This is a genomic window from Streptomyces globosus (genome assembly GCF_003325375.1).
Lineage (GTDB): Bacteria > Actinomycetota > Actinomycetes > Streptomycetales > Streptomycetaceae > Streptomyces > Streptomyces globosus_A.
In genome coordinates this window covers 888,091-903,373 of the sequence record NZ_CP030862.1, presented here as the reverse complement: position 1 = coordinate 903,373, position 15,283 = coordinate 888,091, and the positions used below count along the sequence as shown (strand labels likewise).

Genomic DNA, 15,283 nt, shown 5'->3' with positions numbered 1-15,283 from the left:
CACGCCCCCATCGTCCCCCATCGCCGGCGGCGATCTCCGCCGGGGTGGGTGCGCCGGGCGCGCGGCGCGCCGGGGCGCCGTACCCATGGCGTACGCAAGGCGTCCGCTCAGGACAAACCCCTGACCAATATTCCGCTCATACGTGACCCGGTCTGCTCAGTTTGTCGACGTGACGATAGAGTTCCCACACCCTCACCTTCCCGGCCGTCGTCGTACAGAAAGGTGCGCTCCGATGACCGAGCACAACCTGCCGCCCCAGCTCGAAGTCGCCCCCGAGGCCCCCGACCGCAACCTCGCCCTGGAGCTCGTCCGGGTGACCGAGGCCGCCGCCATGGCCGCGGGCCGCTGGGTCGGGCGCGGTGACAAGATCGGCGCCGACGGTGCGGCGGTCAACGCGATGCGGACCCTGATCTCCACCGTCTCGATGAACGGCGTCGTCGTCATCGGCGAGGGCGAGAAGGACGAAGCCCCGATGCTCTACAACGGCGAGCGGGTCGGCGACGGCTCCGGCGCCGAGGTCGACATCGCCGTCGACCCGATCGACGGCACCACCCTGAACGCCAAGGGCATGCCGAACGCGATCGCCGTGCTGGCGGCCGCGGACCGCGGCACCATGTTCGACCCGTCCGCGGTGTTCTACATGGAGAAGCTGGTCACGGGCCCGGAGGCGGCCGACTTCGTCGACATCAACGCCCCGGTGTCGGTGAACATCCGCCGCGTCGCGAAGGCCAAGAACATGGCCGTCGAGGACGTCACCGTCGTCATCCTGGACCGCCCCCGCCACGAGGGAATCGTCCGGGAGATCCGCGAGACGGGCGCCCGCATCAAGTTCATCTCCGACGGCGACGTCGCCGGCTCGGTCATGGCGGTCCGCGAGGGTACCGGCGTCGACCTCCTGATGGGAATCGGCGGCACCCCGGAGGGCATCATCTCGGCCTGCGCCATCAAGTGCCTGGGCGGTGTCATCCAGGGCAAGCTGTGGCCCAAGGACGAGGCGGAGCGGCAGAAGGCCGTCGACGCGGGCCACGACCTGGACCGCGTCCTGACCACGAACGACCTGGTGTCCGGCGAGAACGTCTTCTTCGTCGCCACCGGCATCACGGACGGCGAGCTGCTGCGCGGTGTGCACTACCGCTCGGAGACCGCGACGACGTCCTCCCTGGTCATGCGCTCGAAGTCGGGCACGATCCGCAAGATCGACTCCACGCACCGCCTGTCGAAGCTGCGCGCGTACAGCGCGATCGACTTCGACCGGGCGCAGTAGCGGCTGGAGCGCCCGTACGAGCGCACCCGGGCCGGCGGCTGCCGCCGGCACAGCGAGAGGGGCGGTTCCCGTGTGCGGCGGGACCGCCCCTCTCGCGTGCCGTGTACGGGGCTCAGCCCGCGGCGGCTATCGTCCCCGCGCCCGGGGTCTGGCGGAGTTCGGCCGCGCGGCGGCGCCTGCGGGCGAGCACGACGCGGCGCTCGGCGGCGGTGAGCCCGCCCCACACGCCGTACGGCTCGGGCTGCAGCAGGGCGTGCTCACGGCAGGCGACCATCACGGGGCAGCGCGCGCACACCCGCTTGGCGGCCTCCTCGCGGGAGAGCCGGGCCGCCGTGGGCTCCTTGGAGGGGGCAAAGAACAGTCCCGCTTCGTCCCGGCGGCACACCGCCTCCGCGTGCCAGGGGCCGTCCTCTTCCTGCCGCGCCGGCATCCGCGGCCTCGGCACGGCTGTCGGACGCGCCTGAAGGCTCTGTACGGCGGCTACCTGCAGGGACTGATGCGGCGGATGCTGCACGGTCTACTCCTGACGACGGATACGCAAGCGAGAGACGATGCACCTGTCCCTACCCGCTGTACGCGGCCCTATGCACTGCGTGCGGCGCGGCCGGGACTCCGGCGGAAGTAGACCGAAATGCGACCTCGGAGCTGCCCGGCGCCCGGCGTCCGGCGCCCGGAGTCCGGCGTCTACTGGAGGTGCTTGCGGAGCTTGCGGGCGAGGTCGACGAGGCGGGCGCCGAGCTTCGGGCGGGCCTCGATGTTCCCGAGCAGGGCGAATCCGCGGATGATCACGACGGGGGCGTTCGGGTCGACGCTGCCGGCGGTGTTGCCGCTGACCTCGAAGTTCCCGAGGACGCCGCTGCCGTGGCCGCGGAGGGTGACGTTCTCCGGGACCAGGACCTCCACGTTGCCGAGGACGCACGTCACCTCGATCTCGGTGACCTGCTGCTCGAAGACGGCCTCGGTGAGGTCGATGCTGATGTCGCCCATCACCGACACGGCCCGGGTGTGCGCCGGCGGGCGCCAGCGGCCCTTGCGGGCGCTGCTGCTGAACACGGCGACGACCGTCTCGGCGGGGCCGGGGCGCGCGCCGGAGCCCGTGCCGGCGTACGCGGGGGCGTACGCGGCCCCGGCGGGCGCGGACCCGGCGGCGGATCCCGGTGCCGGGAGGTCCTGGACCAGCACGTCCAGCTCGGCGATGGTCTTGCGGGCGTACAGCGAGTCGAGGCGCTCGGAGTGCTCCTCCGGCGTGAGCCGGCCCTCGGCGACGGCGTCGGCCAGGATCCGCGCGATCCGGTCCCGGTCCGCGTCGGAGGCGCGCAGGCCGCCCGGGGCCGGGGCCGCGGGCGCGGCGGGGGCAGCTGGCGCGGCGGGCGCGGCGGGGTGCTTTTCCAGGTCCATGTCAGCAGTCTAGCGAGACACGATAGATCGCGATAGTTCCCGGTGAGCCTTACCTCACAGACAAGCGCCCACAGGGAGGTCCTACGCTGGTTGCGCGCTGCCAATCCGGTCGCCAGCGCTCCCGCCGAGTGAGGATGACTGCCGTCATGCCAGAGTTTGCGTACACCGACCTGCTGCCCCTGGGCGAGGACACCACGCCGTACAGGCTGGTGACCTCCGAGGGCGTCTCGACCTTCGAGGCCGACGGCCGTACGTTCCTCAAGGTCGAGCCCGAGGCGCTGCGCAAGCTCGCCGAAGAGGCCATCCACGACATCCAGCACTTCCTGCGCCCGGCCCACCTCGCGCAGCTGCGCCGCATCATCGACGACCCCGAGGCCTCCGCGAACGACAAGTTCGTCGCCCTCGACCTGCTGAAGAACGCCAACATCGCGGCCGCCGGGGTGCTGCCGATGTGCCAGGACACCGGCACGGCGATCGTGATGGGCAAGCGCGGCCAGAACGTCCTGACCGCGGGCGGCGACGAGGAGGCCCTCTCCCGCGGCATCTACGACGCGTACACGCGGCTGAACCTGCGCTACTCGCAGATGGCCCCGCTGACGATGTGGGACGAGAAGAACACCGGCTCGAACCTGCCGGCGCAGATCGAGCTGTACGCGACGGACGGCGGCGCGTACAAGTTCCTGTTCATGGCCAAGGGCGGCGGCTCGGCGAACAAGTCCTTCCTCTACCAGGAGACCAAGGCCGTCCTGAACGAGGCCTCCATGATGAGGTTCCTGGAGGAGAAGATCCGCTCGCTGGGCACCGCGGCCTGCCCGCCGTACCACCTGGCGATCGTCGTCGGCGGCACCTCCGCCGAGCACGCCCTGAAGACCGCGAAGTACGCCTCCGCGCACTACCTGGACGAGCTCCCCACCGAGGGCTCGCCGCTCGGCCACGGCTTCCGCGACCTGGAGCTGGAGGAGAAGGTCTTCGAGCTGACGCAGAAGCTCGGCATCGGCGCCCAGTTCGGCGGCAAGTACTTCTGCCACGACGTCCGCGTGGTCCGCCTCCCCCGGCACGGCGCGTCCTGCCCCGTCGCCATCGCCGTGTCCTGCTCCGCGGACCGCCAGGCCGTCGCGAAGATCACCGCCGAGGGCGTCTTCCTGGAGCAGCTGGAGCGGGACCCGGCGCGCTTCCTGCCGGACACCACCGAAGAGCACCTGGACTCCGCGTCCGACGTCGTCTCCATCGACCTGAACCAGCCGATGAAGGAGATCCTCGCGACGCTGACGAAGCACCCGGTCAAGACCCGGCTGTCGCTGACCGGCCCGCTGGTCGTGGCGCGCGACATCGCGCACGCCAAGATCAAGGAGCGGCTGGACGCGGGCGAGGACATGCCGCAGTACCTCAAGGACCACCCCGTCTACTACGCCGGCCCGGCGAAGACCCCCGAGGGCTACGCCTCGGGCTCCTTCGGCCCGACCACGGCGGGGCGCATGGACTCGTACGTCGAGCAGTTCCAGGCGGCGGGCGGCTCGAAGGTCATGCTGGCCAAGGGCAACCGCTCGCAGCAGGTCACGGACGCGTGCGGCACGCACGGCGGCTTCTACCTGGGCTCGATCGGCGGCCCGGCGGCGCGCCTGGCGCAGGACTGCATCAAGAAGGTCGAGGTCCTGGAGTACGAGGAGCTCGGCATGGAGGCGGTCTGGAAGATCGAGGTGGAGGACTTCCCGGCGTTCATCGTGGTGGACGACAAGGGCAACGACTTCTTTCAGAACCCGGCCCCGGAGCCGACGTTCACCCACATCCCGGTCCGCGGCCCCGGCCTGGCGTAGCCCGGCATCCCCGCCACCCTGAGGGCCCCCGACGGTAGCCGTCGGGGGCCCTCGCCTTACCTGCCGCCCCTGGGCCCACTGCAGCGCCCTGGGAGCCCGCAGAGTCCGGACCCACCACTCACTGCCGTCTGTTTCCCGTTCCGGAAACTCGAACCCCTTGCGCCTCAGGCCAGTTGATCGAAAGCATCGAGGAGGACACCACGCAACGCGCCAGGAGGGGACCCGTGAAGGTAACCAAGCTCGTCAGCACCTGTGACCTCAAGGACTGCCCGACCATCTACCTCACCGACAGAGGCACGCTGCTGGTGCAAGGTGAGACCCCGGCCGCCCACGGGTTGGACATTCCTCGCCACGAGACGGTGGTGGAGATCCCGGAACAACTGATCTTCGATCTGATCCGGAAGGGTCTTCGTGGCGCCTAAGAATCTTGGCGAACTCTTCGACGCGTTCGAACGTGAGGCGTTCCGGCTGGAGACTCTGGCCGACTACGGCAAGTCGGGGAACACGGAAGCCTACGGAGCGTTCCTCGCGGGCGAGCCTCAGCCGTCCGACTACAACGACGCGTGGGTGTCAGAGCTGCGTTCGCACACCAGCAGGGGCCGACGCATCTACCGCGTGCATATCCTTGCACGCCCTCTCACTCCGTATCTGCGCTTCGAGCTCGGCTGGGGATACACGAAAAACATGACGGGCGGGGAAGAATTCTTCATCCTCGACATCACTGAACGCCCCAACCCCCTTGCTGGGGTTCCAGATTTCTGGCTGATGGACAATCTGACGCCGGGAGTGATGCGCTACTCGGACGACGGAGCGTTCCTGGGCGCCGACATTCTCCCCGAGGGGCGCGCAGAGGAATTCCGCACCTACCGCGATACGGCCATGACACACGCCGTACCGTTCACCGATTGGTGGTCGAAGTACGGGGAGTGAACAGAGCACAGCTGGGAGCCGCGCTGCGGGCGCTACGGCAGGCATCCGGAAAGGAAGCCAAAGCCGTTGCCCGTAGCGCTGTCATGTCTGCCAGCAAGCTAAGCAAGATCGAGACCGGCAAGGTCGCCCCTTCCGCCACCGACGTTGAGTGCATCCTTACGGCCATCGGCGTGTCGGATGAAGTCAAGGAGGAGTACCTGGAGGCCGTCAGGGCGGCGGCAACAGAGACCACAGCCTGGCGCCTCATCCGCCGAATGGGCCTGCATAAGGCACAACAGCAGACACGGGCCCTGGAGGCCCAAATGACGCTGCTGCGACTCTTTCAGCCGGCCTTGGTGCCGGGCCTGCTGCAGACGCCCGAATACATTCACGCGATTCTCTCCAGGCACGGCCTCGGCGAGGACATGCTTTCTCGAACCGTCAGCGCCCGCATGGAACGCCAGCAGGCGCTTTACGACTCGGCCAAGCGTCTCCAGTTCGTCATCACCGAGCCTGTACTGCGGTGGCGCATCGTCTCAGCCGCCCGGATGGCCGAACAGATCGACAGGCTTGCCTTCCTTTCCCGCCTGCCGAACGTAGACATCCGAATCGTCTCCTTGAGCGCACACCAAGGGGATATAGCCAATCACGCCTTCGCCATCCGGGATGATCGAACGGTAACCGTTGAGACCGTTCATGCGGAGATTATCGTGACCGACCCTCGGGATGTGGCACTGTATGTGCAAAAATTCGAAGGGTTCGCCTCAGTTGCGCTATCCGGCAACGCCATGCGCTCAATGCTTGAAGTGATCCGAGACGAGTTCTTGCGCGAACAGGAAACCGGCTAGAACGTCGCATCGCACCCGGCCAGCATTGGCTGTCGATTCCCGAAGTGGCGAGGGGTGCGCGATGGCAACCAGAACGGACAGCTTCGAGTACGCGACGTACACGCTGAAGCGTGAGACGTGCCCGTCGTGTCTCAGGCCCATTCGGCTCGACCGTCCCGCCCGGCGGGGAATGCTCGGTCGGCCGGACGGGGATCCCGTCGTCGCCTACTGGCACACCACCTGTGTGCCCGAGAGGGCCCGCCGGTGACTGCGGTCCCGGCCGTGAAGCCCACGGCACCCGAGAAGCCACCGCCTTGGCCGCAACCGGCTCAGAGGTTCACCCCGGCGCATTGCGGGCTCTGTGCCGGGCACAGCGGCATTTGGTGCCCGGACTGCTGCGGCTTCGAGGGGTGCCGGACCTGCAAGTACACGCACAAGGTGCCGTGCCCGGCCTGTTCCGGCGGCACGCTGGAGCCGATCCGGTGGTGAAGCGAGGAATACGGACACCCCGAGGACGTGCGCCCGCTGTGAACGACGCGCGAAGGAAGTCCGGCGGCAGGGGCTCGGGCGGGGATCAGTTCCCGCCCCCGCCCACGGCCTGAACCCCGACACCAGCACCAACAACACCAACGAAAGGAGCCACACGATGACGACCACGGCTGAAGGGCCCGCCGCCTTGCGGCACGGTCGGGACCTCGTCAGTCCCGAGCTGTTCGAGAAGGTCTCCGAGTTCTGCGCCGAGGAGTACGGACACGAACTCTCCACGGCCCGCAACATCGTGGACCAGGCCCTGGCGTTCCTCAAGGTCATGGGCGACGCCCGCGCGTTCGACATGACCCCGTCGAACACCGTAGACCCCGGGTGGCACTCGTTCGCGCTCCACACCACCGCCTACGCCGCCTGGTGTCAGGAACAGTTCGGCTACTTCCTGCACCACGAACCGAAGGCCACCGTTCGAACCCGCCCCCTGATCGGTTCCGTGGTGGAGCGGATCGAGGCGGCCGGCTTCTACGTCGACGGGGGGATGTGGGGCGCCGCGAAGGGCTGCAACCCGCCCGCCTGCTGCGGCGACGGCGACGGGTGCTGACTCACTCCCAGGACACGCGGGTCAGGTCGTGATCCGCTCGTACGAAGGAGGGCCCGGGCACGTCACAGGTACCCGGGTCCTCCCCTGAGCGAAGGTACCGCCCATGGCATCCGACGAGGGTCTGACCGGCAGCAGCCGGGTCACCGTGTTCGCCATGTTCGGCGTGGTCTTCGGCTACACCACGCACCACCTGGACGGACGGCGAATCGGAGACGTCGCAGTCGTCGGCCCTCTGACCCCCGGAGTCGAGTGGGGACGCCTGTGGCAGATGGCCCGCATCTGCGGACGGCCCACCGCCAGCGAGAACGAACTGGCGCAATGGGTGCTCACTCAAGCCACCCGCGCCTTCGTCTGCGGCAGCGGCCGCATCGGGCAGTTCCGGGAACGGGGGTGGAAGCTGGAGCCCGGCGGCAAGCGCGTCCGGTTCGATGCGGTCTACGCCAACCGCGACCACCTGTGGACAGGGAACCTGACCGTCGAAGGCCTCACCCCGGACCAGGTGGCAGAGCGCCCGACGCTCTACCGGGCCTGACCTCCTTCCGCGGCGGTGGGCCGGGTGCGGAGGTGCCGGGTGGTGCGGCGTGTGCCGGCGGTGCCCTGTCGGGGGGCCGGGGGGTGGGGCTATAGCGTGGGGCGCATGACCTACCAGGCGTTTTCCGGGGCCCGCGGTGTGCGGGTCGTCGCCCACCGCGGGGCTTCGCACGAGCACCCCGAGCACACGCTCGCCGCCTACCGGCAGGCCATCGCCGACGGGGCCGACGCGCTGGAGTGCGACGTGCGGCTCAGTGCCGACGGGCGGCTGGTGTGCGTGCACGACCGGCGTGTCGACCGCACCTCCGACGGGCGGGGGATCGTCTCCGCCATGACGTACGAGCAGCTCGCCGCGCTCGACTTCGGCTCCTGGAAGGGCGCCGGGCACCGCGGCGCGCAGGTGCTGCTCTTCGAGGACCTGCTGAAGGAGGCCCTCGCCGCGGGCCGGCCCGTCGGGCTCGCCGTGGAGACGAAGCACCCGACGCGGGCCGGGGGCCGGCTGGAGGCCGAGCTGGTGCGGGTCCTGAAGGACCACGGGCTGGCCGACGGGGCGGAGGGGCTGGTGGAGGTGATGAGCTTCTCCCGTACCGCGCTGATGCGGCTGCACCGGCTGGCGCCGGGGCTGCCCGCGGTGTACCTGATCGAGCGGGCCGTGCGCCCGCCGCGGCCGCCGTTCGCGGGCCACGCCGGGCCGGGCATCGACCTCGTCCGCAAGGACCCGGGGCTGGTGGGGCGGCTGAAGGCCAAGGGGCTGCGGGTGCGGGTGTGGACGGTGGACGAGGTCGAGGACGTCGAGCTGTGCCTGCGCCTCGGCGTGGACACGCTGATCACGAACCGGCCCCGGGAGGTACGGGAGTACCTGGACCGGCGGTGAGGCACCCGCCGGTCCGGCGGCCGGCGCCTTACGTGAAGCGCTGGGCCGGCGTGCCGTCGCAGGGTTGGAGGCGGGCCGGCCGGCGCGGGTCCGTGACCGTCAGGCAGAGGCCCGGGGCGGCGGCGGGCCGCAGGGTGCCGCCGTCGCGGAGCCACTGCTGGTTGGCCCCGCCGTGGCAGTTCCACAGGACGGTGCCGGTGCCCGCGCGGTAGTCGCCGCCGGGGACGTCGAGGCAGCGGTCGTGGGTGAGTTCGGTGTGGAGCGAGCGGCGGTGGGCGTCGTACCACCAGCCCTGGTTGCGGCCGCCGTGGCAGTCCCAGGCGAGGACGCGGGTGCCGTTGGCGCTGGAGGCGCCGTCCGCGTCGAGGCAGTTCGCGGTGGCCGGGTGGCGCAGGGGGCCGAAGAGGTCGTCCCAGGCACCGGGGGTGAGGACCGGGGTGCCGGTGGAGGCGGGGTCGGCGCAGGAGGCCTCGCGCAGTCCGGAGGCGTACAGCTGGGTGAGGCAGGACGCGAAGGCGGCGTGCCCGCGGGTGTTCGGGTGGAAGGACTGGCGGGCGGTGTCCTCGTCCCACGGGAAGTGGTCGGCGAGGTCGAGGTACAGGCCGCGGGCCCAGGTGTCCTCCATGCACACCTCGTGGCCGTGGAAGAGCCGGGAGTTGTCGAGGTAGACGGCGCCGGAGGCGCGGGCGGCGGCGCGGATGCCCTCCTCGAAGGCGGGGACGGCGTGGTTGCGGCCCCAGGCGGCGTCGGAGTCGTACCCGGCGCAGCCGCCGGGCAGCTTGCCCGGGAAGGCGGGGTTGTCGCGGAAGTCCGGGCCGATGGGGCTCGGGTATCCCATGACGACGAGGCGGTAGTCGCCGTCGGCGTAGCCGGCGTCGCGCATGGTGGTCCTGAGGTCGGCGACGGTGGCCTCGACCTTGGGCCGCAGGGCGTCGACGCGGGCCTGCCAGCCGGGGGCGTACGCGGGCTCGCAGGCGCCCTGGGAGAGGATCCAGCGGGTGACGCAGTCGGTCATGACGGGGCCGAACTGGAGGTCGTCGTTGGCGCCGGCGACGAGCAGGACCATGGTGATGCGGGTGTTGCGGGCCTTGATGGCGAGGGTGTCGCTCTGGACGAGTTCATCGGCGTACTGGGGGGTGCCGCCGATGCGGATGTTGCCGGTGTACGCGCCGGAGCAGGCCGCGTTGAAGGTGAGGTCGGCGGGGATGCCGGTGCGGTGGACGGCGGCCTCGGGCGAGCGGTGGCACTGGTTGGCCGGGGTGTTGGTGGCCGGGTCGTAGGTGCCGGTGCCCTCGCCGGAGATCTCGCTGTCGCCGAGGGAGATCAGAGCGGTCTTGCGCGCGGCCATGGGGCGGACGGCCGGGTCGCCGTAGATGCGGGTCGCCTCGGCGGCGCGTACGGCCTCCAGCGCGGCCGGCAGCGGCTTGCCGGCGGTGGTGGTGGCGGTGCTGGCGGTGCCGGCCGCCGCGGCCGCCGGCGCCGCGTGGGCCGGTGGGGTGACGGCGGTGGCGCCCCCGAGGGCGGCCGCGGCCGCCGCGAGGGCGGCGAGGGTAGATCTGAGCCTGGGTTTCGCACCTGTACGTGTCATGTACGCCTCCCCGAGATCGCTGTTACCGCCGGTATGTACCGAGCGGCAGGAGAGAAGGGAACACGTCGGACATGACGATTGCTCAACTTTGCAAGGAGGCAACGAACATGACGGACGGACACCAGCAGGACGCCGGTGCCGGCACCGGTACCGGTACCGGCACCCACCGCATCGAGCGCGACTCCATGGGCGAGGTCAGGGTCCCCGCGCACGCCAAGTGGCGGGCCCAGACCCAGCGGGCGGTGGAGAACTTCCCCCTCTCCGGCCAGCGCCTGGAGCGCGCCCACATCGAGGCCCTCGCCCGCATCAAGGCGGCCGCCGCCAAGGTCAACGCGGACCTCGGCGTCATCGCGGACGACGTCGCCGAGGCGATCACCGCGGCCGCCGCCGAGGTCGCCGAGGGCCGCTGGGACGACCACTTCCCGGTGGACGTCTTCCAGACCGGGTCGGGCACCTCGTCCAACATGAACGCCAACGAGGTCATCGCCACCCTCGCGACCGAGCGCCTCGGCCGGGACGTGCACCCCAACGACCACGTCAACGCCTCGCAGAGCTCCAACGACGTGTTCCCCTCGTCCATCCACATCGCGGCGACGGCCGCCGTCACCCGGGAGCTGATCCCGGCGCTGCGCCACCTCGAACTGGCACTGGAACGCAAGGCGGCCGAGTTCGCCGAGGTCGTCAAGGCCGGCCGCACGCACCTGATGGACGCCACCCCGGTCACCCTGGGCCAGGAGTTCGGCGGGTACGCCGCCCAGGTGCGCCTCGGCATCGAGCGGCTGGAGTCGGCGCTGCCCCGGCTGGCCGAACTGCCGCTCGGCGGCACCGCGGTGGGCACCGGCATCAACACCCCGGCCGGCTTCTCGGAGGCCGTGATCGCCGAGGTCGCCGCGGCGACCGGGCTGCCGCTGACGGAGGCCCGCAACCACTTCGAGGCCCAGGGGGCGCGCGACGCGCTGGTGGAGGCCTCCGGCGTGCTCCGCACGATCGCGGTGTCCCTGACCAAGGTCTGCAACGACCTGCGCTGGATGGCCTCCGGCCCGCGCACGGGATTGGCCGAAATCAACCTCCCGGACCTGCAGCCGGGCTCCTCCATCATGCCGGGGAAGGTCAATCCGGTGGTCCCGGAGGCCGTCCTGATGATCGCGGCGCAGGTGACGGGGAACGACACCGCGGTCGCCGTCGCCGGCGCGGCGGGCAACTTCGAGCTCAACGTGATGCTCCCGGTGATGGCCCGGAACCTGCTGGAGTCGATCCGGCTCCTCGGCTCCGGCAGCCGCCTCCTCGCCGACCGCACCGTGGACGGCATCACCGCCAACACGGCACGGGCCAGGGAGTACGCCGAGTCCTCCCCCTCCGTGGTCACCCCCCTCAACCGCCACATCGGCTACGAGGAGGCCGCCCGGGTCGCCAAGCGGGCGCTCGCGGAGCGGAAGACGATCAGGGAGGTGGTCCTGGAGTCCGGCTACGTCGACCGCGGCGACCTGACCCTGGAGCAGCTCGACGAGGCCCTCGACGTCCTGCGCATGACCCGGCCCTGACACCGCCCCGCCGGGGACGGCGCAGGGACCGGATCCGGTCGTTTCCCGCCCGCGAACCCCTCCGTGACCTGCACCGCAGCGGCCGCGGCCGCCCCAGCCCTAGTATCTGCGCATGACAGGTACCGCAGGCCGCGGGGGCGGCGAGGCTCAGGGCGTCCGGTGGGGGCGGGGCGAGCAGGTCCTCTGGCGCTACCGCGACCACGCGCCCGGCGGCCTGGCGGGCGCGGTCCACATCTGCCGCCCGGTCACCGTGGTCGAGGACACCGACGAGCTGCTGGCGGTGTGGATGGCGCCCGGCACCGAGTGCGTCAAGCCGGTCCTGGCCGACGGCACCCCCGTCCACGAGGAGCCGCTCGCGACGCGCTACACGGCGCCGCGCACCACGGTGCGCTCCCGCTGGTTCGGCACCGGCGTGCTGAAGCTGGCCCGGCCCGCCGACCCGTGGTCGGTGTGGCTCTTCTGGGAGCCGGGCTGGCGGTTCAGGAGCTGGTACGTGAACCTGGAGGAGCCCCGGTCGCGCTGGTCGGGCGGCGTCGACTCCGTCGACCACTTCCTCGACATCTCCGTCTACCCCGACCGCACCTGGACGTGGCGCGACGAGGACGAGTTCGCCCAGGCGCAGCGGGCGGGCCTGATGGGCCCGGAGCAGGCCCGCCGCGTGCAGGAGGCCGGCCGGGCCGCGCTGGAGGCCGTCAAGGCGTGGGGGTCGCCGTTCTCGGACGGGTGGGAGGACTGGCGCCCCGATCCGGCATGGACGGTTCCGGCCCTGCCCGGGGACTGGGACCGCACCCCGGCGCATATGACCTCATGAGACCCTTGATGCGCCCCCGGGGTTGAACCGTAATATCTCCCTCCGCAAGGTCCCCTGCGCGCCGCACCCCTGCCGCCCGGCCGCAAATCACGCGCAGTACGCGGCACTTGACGGGAGGTCAACGCGGAGAGAGGTAACGAGCGGGACGCGGAACCGCGGGGCGGTGGTGCCCCCGCCGCTGAGCGGGTATACCGCGACTGACCGAGTTGAGTGCAGCGCACATCGAGCGCAGACGGACGGAATGCCACGCGTGACGGAGTACCCCACCTCGCAGGAGGGCCCGCAGCCTGCCGCGGCCGCCGCGACACCGGCCCAGGGCGGCCCAAGCCTGCCCGCCGGGGCCGGCGGAGCCGCGGACGGGCGGGGCCGCGGCGCGTCCGGCGGCGGCTGCGCGGACGAGCTCGGCCACGGGAAGGCTCCGGCCCCGGCCGCCGAGGGCGTACGCGACACGGGGGCTTCCGGCGCCGGCCCGGTCCGTGCCCACGCGGACGGGGGCATCGGCCCCGACGTGCCGCGCCAGCGCCGCACCCGCGACGGCGCCGCCGCCCGCAACGCCTCCGCGGCGGCCGCATCCGCCCTGCCGGCCGCCGCGCCCGACGCCGCCGCCGGCCCGGCCCCGGAAGCAGCCGCGGCCGCACCCGCCGATCCCGCCGGTCCGCAGGCTCGGCCGCCCGGTCCCGACGACGCCTGCGGCCCCCTGCCGGAGGCCACCGCCGACACCGCCGACGCCGCCGACGCCGACGGCGACGCCTCCGGCGCGGAAGCGGGCGCCGACCCGGCCGCCGCCGAGGGCGCGTCGCCGGCCCGCCGCGAGGGCGACCGGCTGCGCTTCGTGGGAGCCGCGACGCGCCGGATCGCCCGCGGCATCGACCTCGACGAGATCGTGCTCGGCCTGTGCCGGGCCACCGTCCCGACGTTCTCCGACGCCATCCTCGTCTACCTGCGCGACCCGCTCCCGGTCGGCGACGAGCGGCCCGTCGGCCCGGTCGTTTTAAGGCTGCGCCGCACCGACCGCCTCCGGCCGATCGACGACCTGACCGGAGCCGAGGGTGCCGGGGCCGCGGGGGGCGCCGGCGAACTCGACTTCAGCCAGCTGCCGCTGCTCGGCCCGCAGGGGGACCTGCCCGCCGCCGAGCTCTGCGAGATCATGCCCGGCGGGGCGCTCGCCGAGGTCCTCCGCGGCGTCCGCCCGGTGTTCGGCTCCTCCGCGGGCGCCCAGGACGCCCTGCCGGAGCTGCTGGGCGCCGGGCATCCCGTCCCGCGCGGCCGGCGGGCCATCCTGGCCCCGCTGCGCGGCCGGCGCCGGGTCATCGGCGCGGCCGTGTTCCTGCGCAGCCCGGAGCGCCCCGCGTTCGAGCAGAACGACCTGCTGGTCGCCGCCCAGCTCGCCACGCACACCGCCCTCGGCATCGACAAGGCCGTGCTGTACGGCCGCGAGGCCTACATCGCCGACGAGCTGCAGCGCACCATGCTCCCGGACAGCCTGCCCCAGCCGACGGGCGTCAGGCTCGCCTCCCGCTACCTGCCGGCCGCGGAGACCGCCCGGGTCGGCGGCGACTGGTACGACGCCATACCCCTGCCCGGCAGCCGCGTCGCGCTCGTCGTCGGCGACGTCATGGGGCACTCCATGACGTCCGCGGCCATCATGGGCCAGCTGCGGACCACCGCGCAGACGCTGGCCCAGCTCGACCTGCCGCCGGCCGAGGTGCTGCACCACCTGGACGAACAGGCGCAGCGGCTCGGCTCCGACCGCATGGCCACCTGCCTGTACGCCGTCTACGACCCGGTCTCGCACCGCATCACCATCGCCAACGCCGGCCACCCGCCGCCGGTGCTGCTGCACCTGGGCGGCCGGGCCGAGGTGCTGCGGGTGCCGCCGGGTGCGCCCATCGGCGTCGGCGGCGTCGACTTCGAGGCCGTCGAGCTGGACGCGCCCGCCGGGGCGACCCTGCTGCTGTACACCGACGGGCTGGTGGAGTCCCGGCTGCGGGACGTGTGGACGGGCATCGACCAGCTCCGGGAGCGCCTGGCCACCACCGCGCAGCTGACGGGCCTGGACCACCCGCCGCCGCTGGAGGCCCTCTGCGACGACGTCCTCGACATGCTCGGCCCCGGCGACCGGGACGACGACATCGCGCTGCTCGCCGCCCGCTTCGACGGGATCGCGCCGAGCGATGTCGCGTACTGGTTCCTCGACCCGGAGGAGACCGCGCCCGGGCGGGCCCGCCGCTTCGCGCGGCGCGCACTGACCCGCTGGGGGCTGGAGGAGCTGGAGGACTCGGTGGAGCTCCTCGTCAGCGAGGTCGTCACCAACGCGGTCCGCTACGCGGAGCGGCCCGTCACGCTGCGCCTGCTGCGGACGGACGTGCTGCGCTGCGAGGTCGGCGACGACTCCCCGCAGCTGCCGCGGCAGCGCCGCGCCCGGGAGACCGACGAGGGCGGCCGCGGCCTGTTCCTGGTGAACCGGATGGCCCGCCGCTGGGGTGCGACCCGGCTGAGCAGCGGCAAGGTGGTCTGGTTCGAGCTGTCGCTGCCCGCCGGGCGCGACCGCCGCTGACGCCGGCCGCCGCCGCAGGACCGCCGTGCGGAGACGGCCGCGGAAAGACCGCCGCCCCGCAGCATCAGTGCTGCGGGGCGGC

14 protein-coding genes are annotated in these 15,283 nt (G+C 72.0%); 11 read left to right on the top strand and 3 right to left on the bottom strand.

From position 1 onward, the window contains the following. Positions 1 to 232 precede the first annotated feature (232 nt). Positions 233 to 1,264, top strand: coding sequence for a class II fructose-bisphosphatase (gene glpX / locus C0216_RS04340; protein WP_114053972.1), 1,032 nt, complete (start codon positions 233 to 235; stop codon positions 1,262 to 1,264). Between the two features lie 112 nt (positions 1,265 to 1,376). Here glpX and C0216_RS04335 read toward each other — a convergent pair whose 3' ends face one another. Together C0216_RS04335 and C0216_RS04330 are read right to left on the bottom strand one after the other, a co-directional pair. After that, positions 1,377 to 1,778, bottom strand: a complete 402-nt coding sequence (locus C0216_RS04335) for a WhiB family transcriptional regulator (RefSeq protein ID WP_428985387.1) — start codon at positions 1,776 to 1,778, stop codon at positions 1,377 to 1,379. Between the two features lie 170 nt (positions 1,779 to 1,948). Continuing rightward, positions 1,949 to 2,662: a DUF1707 SHOCT-like domain-containing protein gene (locus C0216_RS04330; protein WP_114053970.1), complete on the bottom strand. Its 714-nt coding sequence runs from the start codon at positions 2,660 to 2,662 to the stop codon at positions 1,949 to 1,951. Between the two features lie 146 nt (positions 2,663 to 2,808). Between C0216_RS04330 and C0216_RS04325 the strand changes: the two genes are divergently transcribed. The 7 genes from C0216_RS04325 (at position 2,809) to C0216_RS04295 (ending at position 8,704) form a co-directional block, all read left to right on the top strand. Next, a complete protein-coding gene (locus C0216_RS04325; RefSeq protein ID WP_114053969.1) occupies positions 2,809 to 4,476 on the top strand; it encodes a fumarate hydratase in 1,668 nt (555 codons plus the stop codon). A 224-nt stretch (positions 4,477 to 4,700) separates the two neighbouring features. Continuing rightward, the gene (locus tag C0216_RS04320) at positions 4,701 to 4,898 is read left to right on the top strand and encodes a hypothetical protein (RefSeq protein ID WP_114058446.1); all 198 of its coding nucleotides are present in this window, start codon (positions 4,701 to 4,703) and stop codon (positions 4,896 to 4,898) included. Then, positions 4,888 to 5,406 carry a DUF6879 family protein gene (locus tag C0216_RS04315; protein ID WP_114053968.1) on the top strand — a complete coding sequence of 173 codons (519 nt, stop codon included), beginning with the start codon at positions 4,888 to 4,890 and terminating at the stop codon, positions 5,404 to 5,406. Before C0216_RS04320 ends, C0216_RS04315 begins: the two co-directional genes overlap by 11 nt. Then, complete coding sequence (locus C0216_RS04310; protein WP_281277906.1) at positions 5,382 to 6,233, top strand: helix-turn-helix domain-containing protein; 852 nt, start codon at positions 5,382 to 5,384, stop codon at positions 6,231 to 6,233. The genes C0216_RS04315 and C0216_RS04310 overlap by 25 nt, the downstream gene beginning before the upstream one ends. A gap of 625 nt (positions 6,234 to 6,858) precedes the next feature. Then, complete coding sequence (locus C0216_RS04305; protein WP_246042321.1) at positions 6,859 to 7,299, top strand: hypothetical protein; 441 nt, start codon at positions 6,859 to 6,861, stop codon at positions 7,297 to 7,299. Between the two features lie 103 nt (positions 7,300 to 7,402). After that, complete coding sequence (locus tag C0216_RS04300; protein ID WP_114053966.1) at positions 7,403 to 7,831, top strand: hypothetical protein; 429 nt, start codon at positions 7,403 to 7,405, stop codon at positions 7,829 to 7,831. Positions 7,832 to 7,936: 105 nt separating this feature from the next. Beyond that, complete coding sequence (locus tag C0216_RS04295; RefSeq protein ID WP_114053965.1) at positions 7,937 to 8,704, top strand: glycerophosphodiester phosphodiesterase; 768 nt, start codon at positions 7,937 to 7,939, stop codon at positions 8,702 to 8,704. A 28-nt stretch (positions 8,705 to 8,732) separates the two neighbouring features. On the opposite strand, the gene C0216_RS04290 is transcribed toward C0216_RS04295, so the two are convergent. After that, on the bottom strand, positions 8,733 to 10,292 hold the full coding sequence (locus C0216_RS04290; RefSeq protein WP_114053964.1) for a ricin-type beta-trefoil lectin domain protein: 1,560 nt from the start codon (positions 10,290 to 10,292) through the stop codon (positions 8,733 to 8,735). 107 nt (positions 10,293 to 10,399) lie between these two features. On the opposite strand from C0216_RS04290, the gene C0216_RS04285 reads away from it, so the two are divergent. The 3 genes from C0216_RS04285 (at position 10,400) to C0216_RS04275 (ending at position 15,201) form a co-directional block, all read left to right on the top strand. Beyond that, on the top strand, positions 10,400 to 11,833 hold the full coding sequence (locus C0216_RS04285; protein ID WP_114053963.1) for a class II fumarate hydratase: 1,434 nt from the start codon (positions 10,400 to 10,402) through the stop codon (positions 11,831 to 11,833). A 112-nt stretch (positions 11,834 to 11,945) separates the two neighbouring features. After that, complete coding sequence (gene fomD / locus C0216_RS04280) at positions 11,946 to 12,644, top strand: cytidylyl-2-hydroxypropylphosphonate hydrolase (RefSeq protein WP_114053962.1); 699 nt, start codon at positions 11,946 to 11,948, stop codon at positions 12,642 to 12,644. 577 nt (positions 12,645 to 13,221) lie between these two features. Beyond that, positions 13,222 to 15,201, top strand: a complete 1,980-nt coding sequence (locus C0216_RS04275; RefSeq protein ID WP_428985477.1) for a SpoIIE family protein phosphatase — start codon at positions 13,222 to 13,224, stop codon at positions 15,199 to 15,201. Positions 15,202 to 15,283 lie beyond the last annotated feature (82 nt).

What these genes read in the sequence shown, in the direction of transcription:
- glpX (WP_114053972.1), top strand. Translation starts at nt 233, where the DNA reads ATGACCGAGCACAACCTGCCGCCCCAGCTCGAAGTCGCCCCCGAGGCC.
- C0216_RS04330 (WP_114053970.1), bottom strand. Translation starts at nt 2,662, where the DNA reads ATGGACCTGGAAAAGCACCCCGCCGCGCCCGCCGCGCCAGCTGCCCCC.
- C0216_RS04325 (WP_114053969.1), top strand. Translation starts at nt 2,809, where the DNA reads ATGCCAGAGTTTGCGTACACCGACCTGCTGCCCCTGGGCGAGGACACC.
- C0216_RS04305 (WP_246042321.1), top strand. Translation starts at nt 6,859, where the DNA reads ATGACGACCACGGCTGAAGGGCCCGCCGCCTTGCGGCACGGTCGGGAC.
- C0216_RS04300 (WP_114053966.1), top strand. Translation starts at nt 7,403, where the DNA reads ATGGCATCCGACGAGGGTCTGACCGGCAGCAGCCGGGTCACCGTGTTC.
- C0216_RS04295 (WP_114053965.1), top strand. Translation starts at nt 7,937, where the DNA reads ATGACCTACCAGGCGTTTTCCGGGGCCCGCGGTGTGCGGGTCGTCGCC.
- C0216_RS04290 (WP_114053964.1), bottom strand. Translation starts at nt 10,292, where the DNA reads ATGACACGTACAGGTGCGAAACCCAGGCTCAGATCTACCCTCGCCGCC.
- C0216_RS04285 (WP_114053963.1), top strand. Translation starts at nt 10,400, where the DNA reads ATGACGGACGGACACCAGCAGGACGCCGGTGCCGGCACCGGTACCGGT.
- fomD (WP_114053962.1), top strand. Translation starts at nt 11,946, where the DNA reads ATGACAGGTACCGCAGGCCGCGGGGGCGGCGAGGCTCAGGGCGTCCGG.